The organism is Stutzerimonas stutzeri (assembly GCF_000935215.1).
GTDB lineage: Bacteria > Pseudomonadota > Gammaproteobacteria > Pseudomonadales > Pseudomonadaceae > Stutzerimonas.
This window is the reverse complement of the sequence record NZ_JXXD01000003.1, coordinates 23,828-34,777: the sequence shown is the minus strand read 5'-3', so window position 1 is coordinate 34,777 and position 10,950 is coordinate 23,828. Positions and strand designations below refer to the sequence as shown.

Sequence of the window (10,950 nt, the reverse complement as noted above, 5' to 3'; positions counted from 1 at the left end):
CACTGGCCGGAAGATTGGCCGCCCCAGGCCCGAGACGCAGCTCGCCGCGGCCCTGCGCCCAGGCACCCGGCGGCGCAGCGAACGTCAGTGCGGCGAGTGACCCGTGCCGGACACCGTAGCGACGCTCGGCTCCTTGCAGGGACATCCGCAACGAGGTGTCACGGCGCTCGCGTGCAGGCTTGCCGAACGGCGCTGGCAGATCGATGCGCAGCCCCTGTAGCGAAGAGTCGATCTGCAACTGACTGTCCTCACCCGCCAGATCCAGTCGCAACTGATAGGGCAACTCACCGCTGGCGGGCAGCGACTGCCCGATAGCGAGCCACTCAGCCAGACGCTTCAACCCCACGGCGCCCTGTGCCTCCACGCGAGAGGCAGGCTTGCCAGGCGCTCCTGTCGCTACCGCCTTGCCCTTGACCGGAGCGCCGAACAGACGCGCCTGGATGGCGTCTGCACTCAAGCCTCGCGCGGTGTCGTAGCGGAAACTGCCACTGAGTTGCTCGAAGGCAAGCTCCGGCTCGGGAATCTTCAGTTCCGCATCGTCGCTGGCGAAATCCACGATGACCCGCGGCGTGCCCTTGCCCAGCGGGATCTGCAGATCGAGCGCGCCGCTGAGCGCACCCTGCCCCTGCCAGCCTGCGAAGATCTCACCGGTTCCGATCGGCGCCTCCTGAAGCAGCTTCAAGGCATCCGCCAGGCTGCTGGCGACCTGCCCCTTCACGGCCAACTGCGGCACGTTGCCGGCGCCGACGCGAGGAATGTCCGCTGTCGCATCACGCACGTGACTGTCGAGAATCCGCCCTTCCGCGAGCCGGACGCGAACCCCGCTGTCTTCGATCAGCACCTCGCCACGGCCCTGCTGTAGCACGGGCCAGCCGGGCTGAAACGCCAGCTCGGCATCGCGCACCTTGAAGTACAGGCTCAGGCTGCGCGCGCTGTCGGAAGCTCCCTTGCTCAATGCGCCCTGGTACTGGAAATAACCTTGCTCGACCGTACCGCTGCGAATTGCTTCCTTGAGCCAGCTGACCAACGCCGGGCTTAACGCCGGTGAGCGTGTCGGCAAGTATTTTTCGGTAAAGCGCGCGTCGCCTTCGCTCAAGCCAACCCGCAGGTCCATGTAATCCTCTGCCGCGGGATCCCTGGCCAAGCGGATCAGGAAGTCACCGGCGATCTTGCCTTCCTCGCCGTCGATACGCAGATAGGGCGCAGCCAGCGTGAAGGCCTGCTCGTCCAGCGCCCAGGTCAGACGCCCGCCGGCGTGTCGGTAGCGCCAGGGCTCGGGATACAGTGGCGCAAGCTGCAGGCTGAAGTCGTCGCTGTCCACGCGCAGTTCTCCGCCGCCCAGGTCACCGCGTATGCTGCCACTCGCATTGCCCACCGCCGGTATCCAGTTCTGTGCGGCGAAACTGATGCGGTCCAGATTGGCTGCGAACTGCAGCCGCTGCGGCGATTCCATCTGGGGGCGGTAGTCGAGCTGCAGATTGCGCAGTGTTCCGCTGGGCTGCAGCGCCGTCAGCGTCTCGGCTGCGGCCGGTGGTAGCGGCGCCAGTGCACGGACGAGTGTGGCGATCGGCGCGATACCCAACCGATCAGCCTGCAGCTGCCAATGCTGCTGAGTCTGATCCTGCTGAACCTGGATTCGCGCATCGCCCCAGCGCTCGCCTTCGAGATCGAACGCCAGCCGGTCCAGCAGCAGCCGGTAGCCCTGCTCGTTGCGATCGATATAAGCCTCGCCCCCAATGTCCTCGAGCTGAACAGGCTCACGATCGGCAAAGGACGTGATCAGTTGCGGCGCGTTAATCCGTAGAACAGCACGCTCCAGCGCCTTTTCGCGCCAGGTTGCCCACAGCTCACCCCCCATCTTCAACGTCTGCAGATGCCAGTCGGCAGTCAGTCGGCGCGGCAACCAGGCGGCCCAGTCGCTTTGTGGCAGGCTGAGATAAACCTGCGCCTCGGCGTGCTGCCAGCGTTGCGGCTGCACCCGCCCCTCAATGCGCAAGGCCAGGGGCTGGCCATCCGGCAGGATGCTGCGCCCGTCCAACCGGAGCCGCACACCGTCGACGAGCAGGCCCAGATCGGTGTAGCTCAGGGTCAGCGGCGGTTCTCCGAATGGCTCCAGCGTGATCTGGCTGTTGCGCACCGCCAGCCCACGCACCCGCTGCAACGACTCGAGAATCTTCTGCGGTTCGGGCGGTTTCTGCTCGGTACGGGTCGGCAAGCCCTCCACTCGCCACTTGCCCTCGGCATCTTCAGCGACAGACAGCTGCACGCCGCTAAACTCCAGCCGGCTCAGCCGCCACTCTCGCGCCCAGAGGCTGGCCGCCAGGTCTGGGACGATGGCAATACGGTCCAGGCGCATCGCGCTGTCACCCTCGCCGAGCAATACATCATGCGCCAGCAAACGCGGAGCGAAGCCCTCCCAGCGGCCTTCGAGCCTGCCCAGCACGATTGGCATGCCCAGCGCCGCCTGCGCCTTCTCCTGCACCTCGGCCCGGTACTCGGCGATTACAGGCACCAGCTGCCGCCCCAGGCTCACGTAGAGCGCGGCCAGAATCAGCCCGAACGCGATTACCCAGAACAGCTGGCGCGACAGTGTCACGAGGAAGGCGGCGAGGCGGTTCATCTGGATGCGCTCCGGTCATCCTGGCCCTTGCGGCCCGGTCTACCATTGTTCAGAGCAACACCACGTCGTACTGTTCCTGGGAGTACATGCTTTCCACCTGGAACTTGATCGAGCGACCGATAAAGGCCTCCAGGTCGGCGACATTGCCCGACTCCTCGTCGAGCAGACGATCGATCACCTTCTGATTGGCCAGCACCCGGTAGCCTTCCGCCTGGTAGGCCCGCGCCTCACGCAGGATCTCGCGGAATATCTCGTAGCAGACGGTCTCCGGCGTCTTCAGCTTGCCGCGCCCCTGACAGCACATGCAGGGTTCGCACAGCACCTGTTCGAGGCTTTCGCGGGTGCGCTTGCGGGTCATCTGCACCAGGCCGAGTTCGGTGATGCCGATGATGTTGGTCTTGGCGTGATCGCGCTCGAGCTGCTTCTCCAGCGTGCGCAGGACCTGGCGACGATGCTCCTCGTCCTCCATGTCGATGAAGTCGATGATGATGATGCCGCCCAGATTGCGCAGCCGGAGCTGGCGTGCGATGGCGGTGGCCGACTCGAGATTGGTCTTGAAAATGGTTTCTTCCAGCGTGCGATGACCGACGAATGCACCGGTGTTGACGTCGATGGTGGTCATCGCCTCGGCCGGATCGATGATCAGGTAACCGCCTGACTTGAGCATGACCTTGCGCTCCAGCGCCTTCTGGATCTCGTCCTCGACGCCATAGAGATCGAAGATCGGCCGCTCGCCCGGATAGTGTTCGAGGCGGTCGCCCAGCTCGGGCATCAGCTCGCCGACGAACTGGGTGACCTTCTGGAAATTCTCCCGCGAATCGATACGGATCTTCTCGATCCGCGGATTGACCAGATCACGCAGGGTGCGCATGGCCAGAGAGAGGTCTTCGTAGATCACCGTGGGCGCTTCGACGGTCTTGATCTGACTGGCGATCTGCTCCCACAGACGGCGCAGATAGCGGATATCCATGAGTATCTCGTCGCTGCCAGCCCCTTCAGCCGCGGTACGCAGGATGAAGCCACCGGCTTCCTGGATACCCTCTGCCTCAACGCATTCGGCAACGACCTGCTTGAGCCGCTCGCGCTCGGCTTCATCTTCGATACGCAGGGAAATGCCGACATGGCTGGTGCGCGGCATGTACACCAGGTAGCGCGATGGGATCGACAGCTGCGTGGTCAGGCGCGCGCCCTTGGTGCCAATGGGGTCCTTGGTGACCTGCACCACCAGACTCTGGCCTTCGTGAACCAGGGCGTTGATCGGCTCGACCGCATTACCCTCGCGGGCGGAAATCTCGGAAGCATGGATGAACGCGGCGCGATCCAGCCCTATGTCGACGAACGCCGCCTGCATACCCGGCAGGACTCGCACCACCTTGCCCTTGTAGATGTTGCCGACGATGCCGCGGCGCTGGGTGCGCTCGACATGCACCTCCTGCAGGACACCGTTCTCCACCACCGCCACCCGCGACTCCATGGGGGTGATGTTCATCAGGATTTCTTCGCTCATTGTTGTTCTCGGCGGTGGCTTGATGTGCAGCGCTAGCTGGTGGTTGAGTCGATTCTAACCGGCCTGCGCGCCGAAGCCACAGGCTCTAGCTTGAGCCTTTGGTCCAACGTGGAAGTCCGAAGGCGTCGATCAGCTGCGCCGTTTCACATAACGGCAGGCCAACCACCGCCGAATAGCTGCCGTGCAACTGGCTGACGAACACCGCACCCCAGCCCTGGATGGCGTAACCGCCCGCCTTGTCCGCCGGCTCCCCGCTATCCCAATAGCGTTCGGCTTCGGCTTCGTCGATGGTACGGAAGGTCACCTCGCTGATGACCACACGCACCTCGCAGGCACTTCGACTGGCCAGCGCAACGGCGGTCATGACCCGGTGCGTACGCCCGGATAACGCCGCCAGCATGGCGAGCCCGTCGGCACGGTCGGCAGGCTTGCCGAGAATATGCTGATCGAGCACCACGCTGGTGTCGGCACCCAGCACGCAGCCGTCGCGACCCCCCAGACTGACGAGCCCGGCGAGCGCCTTGTCGCGCGCAACGCGCTCGACATACGCCTCGGGCGACTCGGTTGGCGAGGGCGTTTCATCGACGGACACGCCAACGAGAGAAAACGGCACGCCGATCTGCGCGAGCAATTCGCGGCGGCGGGGTGATGCCGAGGCAAGAAACAGAGCGCCCATGGCAGTTCCTCAGACGGTAAAGCGACAGCGTCGCATATCCAGGGTACGTCGAGGAAGGCGCAGAGGACCGGCGTAAGGACTACGCCGGGCATGGATCAGAACTTGAAGTTGACCACCTGATCACCCTTGAGCGACAGCGTGCGCTTCTGGGTAATGCCACCGGAGGTGACCTGAATGTCATAGACACCGCTGTCGAGCACCAGCGAAACCGGCGTGGCGCCATGCTCTTGGTCGTTGATGCGGACCCGATCGTCGTACTTGTTGCTACGCACGATCAGCGAGTGGGTCTTGCTGTCGCATTGCTCGTAGGGCACATCGAGGATCGCGCACGGCATCATCTTCTTCGCCGTGATGGTCGCCTCGACGTTCATCTGCGCGTTGACGGTGCCGTCCAGGCTCATGCTTGCCTGGGCGAAATCGGTACGTGTGCGGTAGCGGTACCAGGCGGTATCCAGTTCGACATCGGCAACCTGCTCGCGGATATCCTCGGCCAGCACACGCTGGTAGTTTTCCAGCACCCATTGCGACATCTGACCATCGTTGCGGTGCTCGGCCAGGCAGGCCGCGAGGCTCTTGCTGGCGGAACAGCGGAACGAAACCGACTGCTCGAAGCGAATGGTCTTGTCCAGCTTGCGGGCAATGGCCTGAATCTTCTTGCTGTTGCGCTCGCGAACCTCGGCCGCCAGCTGAGTCTTGAGACGATCGACGTCACGCGCGGCAAGCGAGAACTTCAGGTGCTGGCTGCCGAGATCCTTCTCCAGAGCTTCGACGCGTTCGCCAATGGCTTTCTCGGCCTCGGCACTACGCTTGTGCTCGTCCAGCAGCTCATCGAGACGCTTGCGCTCGGCGCTCTGACCGAGGAAGTCGTCGACCTCCAGGCGAATCAGCTTCTTGCTGTTGGCCAGCTGCAATTGCACGGCAGCGAGCTCGCTCTTCTCGGCCCGCAGCGCATCTTCAAGCTTCTGCTTTTCAAGGAGGATGGCGTCGAGCTCTGCAATCTTGCCGGCCAGCTGCTCGGCGCGAGGCGAATCGGCAGCGGACTCAGAGGAAGCGGCAACGGTGGAGAGCGTATCTGGGGCCGACAGCTTGGCCAACTGAGGGGCCTGCGGGGCGCTATCGGCCTGAGAGTAACCAGTGCTCATGACCAGCGTCATCAGCAGCGACCCTACCGCGCCGGCAGCCAGCACCGCACGGGCGCCACGAGAGCCTTGCGGCCTGGAAAAAATCGAACTGCCAGCTTCCATACTCATCGCCCGTGCTGTTGTGCTTATCGTCTTCTGAAGCAGAAACCAGTAATGGCGGAACGCCATAGCGGCAGCATGATTTCAGAATTGCTTTGGAGCAGCAAGGCGTAAGCCGTGCCCGGCGGCACAAACCCATACAAAAGATCAGATTTTTTCAGCGCAGCGTACGACGGACGAAATCGACCGGGCGTTGGTCAATACACCGCAAATCGCTGACGCAGCCCCTGCAACGCGACATAAACCCAAGGCCAGAGCAATGCGCTGACCGGCACAGGCACGAGGAACAGCAGCGTCGGCGGCCGATTACCGGTCAGCGTGTTCAGCCAGAGCTGCACCAACTGGGCGAGGCCGAGCACAACCAGCAGCACCATGCTCTGTTGCCACAGCGGAAACATGCGCAGGCGTTGTTGCAGGCTCAGCACCAGAAAAGCGATCAGAATCAGCGGCAAGGCGCTCTGGCCGAACAGCGTGCCGGCCAGCACGTCCTGCGCGAGCCCGAAACAGAACGCGGCGCCCAGCCCACCGCGATGCGGCAGAACCAACGACCAGAAGGCGATGACCAACCCCAGCCATAGCGGCCGTGCGATCTCCGCGCTGCCGGGCATGGGCGCGACGCTGAGCAGCAGCGCGATCGTCAGGCTGAACCAGATGACCCATCCATTATTTGGCCGCCCGCTGATCATTGCGCCTCCTCCGATACCGTTGTCGACGACGAAGCGGCGGGCGCCTGCTCGGAATCGCTCGTTTCAGCCCCCGCCTCAGCAGCGGGTGCAGGTGCGGCTGCCTCCGCGCCTTCGGCAGCGGCTTTCTGATCGGCATCGGCCTGGGCCTCGGCAGCGTCGGCGGCCCGCTCCTCCGGCGTCCGCGAATCGCTGAAGACCAGCATCAGATAGCGGCTGCGATTGAGCATGGCGGTCGGCACCGCACGTACGATGGCGAACGGCTGGCCGGAGCCGTGCACCACCTCGGTCACCTGCGCCACCGGATAGCCGCTTGGGAATCGCTGACCGAGCCCGGAACTGACCAACAGATCTCCTGCTTTGACATCAGCCGTTTCGGCCACATGGCGCAGCTCGAGATAGTCCGGATTGCCGGTGCCCACGGCGATCGCACGCAGTCCGTTGCGGTTGACCTGCACCGGAATGCTATGGGTGACATCGGTCAGTAGCAGCACGCGCGCGGCATACGGCAGCACCTCGACGACCTGCCCCATCAGGCCGCTGGCATCGAGCACCGGCTGCCCCATGAAGACGCCGTCCTTCTCGCCCTTGTCGATCAGGATGCGATGGGTGAACGGGTTCGGGTCGAGCCCGATCAGCTCGGCGACGATGACCTTGTCATCCACCAGCGCCGCCGAGTTGAGCAACTCGCGCAGGCGCACGTTCTGCTCGGTGAGCATCGCCAGCTTCTGCAGGCGCCGCTGCATCAGCAGCGCCTCGGCCTTGAGCTTCTCGTTCTCGGCCATCAGGCTGCTGCTACTGGCGATCTGCTCGGTCGCACCTCTCCAGATCCGCACCGGCATGTCGGCGACCCAGTAGAACGGCGTCAGTACCAGCCCCATCTGGCTGCGTACCGTCTTCAGCGCGTCGAAGCGTGCATCCACCACCATCAGCACGACACAAAGCACGACGAACACCAGCAGGCGTACACCGAGCAAAGGTCCCTTGGCAAATAGCGGCTTGATTGCAACTACCTCACGAGTAAAAGCTTGAGACTAAACGCGACAAGCCGAAAGCCGGTGCGACCGGATCTTTCGGCTTGTCATGAGCACAGCGGCGCAGGCTCACTCCGTGGACAGCAGGTCCATGGCGTGACGATCCATCATCTCCAGCGCGCGACCACCGCCACGGGCGACGCAGGTCAGCGGCTCCTCGGCGACGATCACCGGCAGACCGGTTTCCTGGGCGAGCAGCTTGTCCAGATCACGCAGCAGCGCGCCGCCGCCTGTCAACACCAGGCCGCGCTCGGCGATGTCGGAGGCCAGCTCCGGCGGAGATTGCTCCAGCGCGCTCTTGACCGCTTGAACGATGGTCGCCAGCGATTCCTGCAGGGCTTCGAGCACTTCGTTGGAATTCAGGGTGAAACTGCGCGGCACGCCTTCGGCCAGGTTGCGGCCACGGACGTCCACTTCGCGGACCTCGCCGCCCGGGAAGGCGGTACCGATTTCCTGCTTGATGCGCTCGGCAGTGGATTCGCCGATCAGGCTGCCGTAGTTGCGACGCACGTAGGTCACGATGGATTCGTCGAAACGATCACCGCCGACTCGCACGGATTCGGCGTAGACCACGCCGTTGAGGGAGATCAGCGCGATCTCGGTGGTACCTCCACCGATGTCCACGACCATGGAGCCACGGGCCTCGTCCACCGGCAGACCGGCACCGATCGCAGCGGCCATCGGTTCCTCGATCAGGAACACTTCGCGAGCACCGGCGCCGAGTGCGGACTCACGAATGGCACGACGCTCGACCTGGGTCGACTTGCAGGGCACGCAGATCAGCACGCGCGGGCTGGGCTGCAGGAAGCTGTTCTCGTGCACCTTGTTGATGAAGTACTGCAGCATCTTCTCGCAGACGCTGAAGTCGGCGATCACACCGTCCTTCATCGGACGGATCGCGTTGATGTTGCCCGGGGTACGGCCCAGCATGCGCTTGGCCTCGGTGCCGACGGCGACAACGCTCTTCTGGTTGCCGTGGCTACGAATGGCGACTACAGAGGGTTCGTCGAGAACAATGCCGCGATCGCGCACATAAATAAGGGTATTGGCAGTGCCCAGGTCGATCGACAGATCACTGGAAAACATGCCACGCAGTTTCTTGAACATGGGAAAAGGGCCCTGGGGCAAACGCGTGGGGAAAAAAGTGCCGCAAACTCTAACAATGGTGCGAAGTTAGGGCAAGGCGAGAGTCCGCCCGCGTGGCGCCAGAAATGAGGCATTGCGTGCCAGGTCGCATGACGGTGGTCGCCACTCATCCTAAGGCCGCGCACCGCGTCCACGCTACCGATAACCGCCTCGGGCATGTAAGATTGACGGCTTTTCCGGGCCAGAAAGCCCATTGCCGCGGCTCGTCCCGTGCTGCCATGCACCCCGTCCAGTCGACGGAAGGTGCAGTCCCGATTCGCTTTCCGCTGGAGATACCCGATGGCGCTTGAACGCACCGAGGTGGAGAAGATCGCTCATCTGGCCCGCCTGGGCCTGTCTGAAGCCGACCTGCCCCGCACCACCGAGACCCTCAACAATATCCTCGGCCTGATCGACCGCATGCAGGCGGTCGACACCGCTGGTATCGAGCCGCTGGCCCACCCGCTGGAAACCACCCAGCGCCTGCGTGCCGATGCAGTCACCGAGAGCAACCAGCGTGATGCCTACCAGGCCATCGCACCCGCCGTGGAAGAAGGCCTCTATCTGGTTCCGCGAGTGATCGAGTGATGATGAAGGATTCCGACATGCACAACCTGACGCTTGCCGAGATCGCCCGGAACCTCGCCGAGAAGCATTTCTCCGCCGAGGAACTGACGCGCACCCTGCTGGCCCGCATCGAGCAGCTCGACCCGCAGCTCAACGCGTTCATCAGCGTGACCGACGAGCTTGCCATCGCACAGGCCAAGGCCGCCGACGCGCGTCGCGCCGCCGGCGAGAACGGCGCCCTGCTCGGCACACCGATCGGCCACAAGGACCTGTTCTGCACCCAGGGCATCCGCACCAGCTGCGGCTCGAAGATTCTCGACAACTTCAATGCGCCCTACGATGCCACCGTGGTGGAACGGCTCGCAGCTGCCGGCACGGTTACCCTCGGCAAGCTGAACATGGACGAATTCGCCATGGGCTCTGCCAACGAGTCGAGCTATTACGGCGCGGTGAAGAACCCCTGGGACCTGACCCGGGTACCGGGTGGCTCCTCCGGCGGTTCCGCCGCGGCCATCGCCGCACGGCTGTTGCCTGCCGCGACCGGCACCGACACCGGCGGTTCGATCCGCCAGCCGGCTGCGCTGACCAACCTCACTGGCCTCAAGCCGACCTACGGCCGGGTATCGCGCTGGGGCATGGTCGCCTACGCATCGAGTCTCGATCAGGGCGGCCCGATGGCTCGCACGGCCGAAGACTGCGCGCTGCTGTTGTCGGCAATGGCCGGCTTCGACGCCAAGGACTCCACCAGCGTCGACCAGCCGCTGGACGATTACCTCGCCGCGCTGAGCCAGCCGCTCGCCGGTCTGCGCATCGGCCTGCCGAAGGAGTACTTCGGCGCCGGCCTCGATCCGAAGATCGCTGACGCCGTGATGGCATCCGTCGAGGAGCTGAAGAAGCTCGGCGCCACGGTCATGGACATCAGCCTGCCGAACATGCAGCACGCGATTCCTTCCTATTACGTGATCGCACCAGCCGAGGCCTCTTCCAATCTCTCGCGTTTCGATGGCGTGCGCTTCGGCTATCGCTGCGAAAACCCGGCCGACCTTACCGACCTCTACAAGCGCTCGCGCGCCGAAGGCTTCGGTGACGAGGTCAAGCGGCGCATCATGGTCGGCACCTATGCGCTGTCGGCCGGTTACTACGATGCCTACTACCTGAAGGCGCAAAAGATCCGTCGCCTGATCAAGCAGGACTTCGTCGCGGCCTTCGAGCAGGTCGACGTGATCCTCGGCCCGACCACGCCGAACCTGGCCTGGAAGCTGGGCGAGAAAAACGCCGATCCGGTTTCTGCCTACCTGGAAGACATCTACACCATCACCGCCAACCTGGCGGGCATCCCGGGCCTGTCGATGCCGGCCGGCTTCATCGATGGCCTGCCGGTGGGGGTACAACTGTTGGCGCCGTACTTCCAGGAAGCGCGCCTGCTCAATGTGGCGCACCAGTATCAACAAGTCACCGATTGGCACATGCGCGCCCCGGCCGGATTCTGAGGAGATT

General features: G+C 63.9%; 9 protein-coding genes. 2 read left to right on the top strand and 7 right to left on the bottom strand.

What is annotated here, in order from left to right:
* The 7 genes from LO50_RS00425 to mreB all read right to left on the bottom strand — a co-directional run.
* A partial coding sequence (locus LO50_RS00425) for a YhdP family protein (RefSeq protein ID WP_044313744.1) occupies window positions 1-2,620 on the bottom strand: 2,620 nt, incomplete at its 3' end.
* A gap of 49 nt (window positions 2,621-2,669) precedes the next feature.
* A complete protein-coding gene (rng, locus tag LO50_RS00420; protein ID WP_003302857.1) occupies window positions 2,670-4,127 on the bottom strand; it encodes a ribonuclease G in 1,458 nt (485 codons plus the stop codon).
* 85 nt (window positions 4,128-4,212) lie between these two features.
* Window positions 4,213-4,803: a Maf family protein gene (locus LO50_RS00415; RefSeq protein ID WP_044313743.1), complete on the bottom strand. Its 591-nt coding sequence runs from the start codon at window positions 4,801-4,803 to the stop codon at window positions 4,213-4,215.
* Window positions 4,804-4,898: 95 nt separating this feature from the next.
* Window positions 4,899-6,047 (bottom strand): PEGA domain-containing protein, encoded by a 1,149-nt coding sequence (locus tag LO50_RS00410; RefSeq protein ID WP_044313742.1) that lies wholly within the window; start codon window positions 6,045-6,047, stop codon window positions 4,899-4,901.
* Between the two features lie 194 nt (window positions 6,048-6,241).
* Window positions 6,242-6,730: a rod shape-determining protein MreD gene (mreD, locus tag LO50_RS00405; RefSeq protein ID WP_014821395.1), complete on the bottom strand. Its 489-nt coding sequence runs from the start codon at window positions 6,728-6,730 to the stop codon at window positions 6,242-6,244.
* On the bottom strand, window positions 6,727-7,704 hold the full coding sequence (gene mreC, locus LO50_RS00400) for a rod shape-determining protein MreC (protein WP_042922824.1): 978 nt from the start codon (window positions 7,702-7,704) through the stop codon (window positions 6,727-6,729). The genes mreD and mreC overlap by 4 nt, the downstream gene beginning before the upstream one ends.
* A 126-nt stretch (window positions 7,705-7,830) precedes the next feature.
* Complete coding sequence (gene mreB / locus LO50_RS00395; RefSeq protein ID WP_003302863.1) at window positions 7,831-8,868, bottom strand: rod shape-determining protein MreB; 1,038 nt, start codon at window positions 8,866-8,868, stop codon at window positions 7,831-7,833.
* 318 nt (window positions 8,869-9,186) lie between these two features.
* On the opposite strand from mreB, the gene gatC reads away from it, so the two are divergent.
* Both gatC and gatA read left to right on the top strand, forming a co-directional pair.
* Entirely contained in the window at window positions 9,187-9,474 is a 288-nt protein-coding gene (gene gatC, locus LO50_RS00390; protein ID WP_044313741.1) for an Asp-tRNA(Asn)/Glu-tRNA(Gln) amidotransferase subunit GatC, read from the top strand.
* A 17-nt stretch (window positions 9,475-9,491) separates the two neighbouring features.
* Window positions 9,492-10,943, top strand: a complete 1,452-nt coding sequence (gene gatA / locus LO50_RS00385) for an Asp-tRNA(Asn)/Glu-tRNA(Gln) amidotransferase subunit GatA (RefSeq protein ID WP_044313746.1) — start codon at window positions 9,492-9,494, stop codon at window positions 10,941-10,943.
* The last annotated feature ends 7 nt before the right edge of the window (window positions 10,944-10,950 follow it).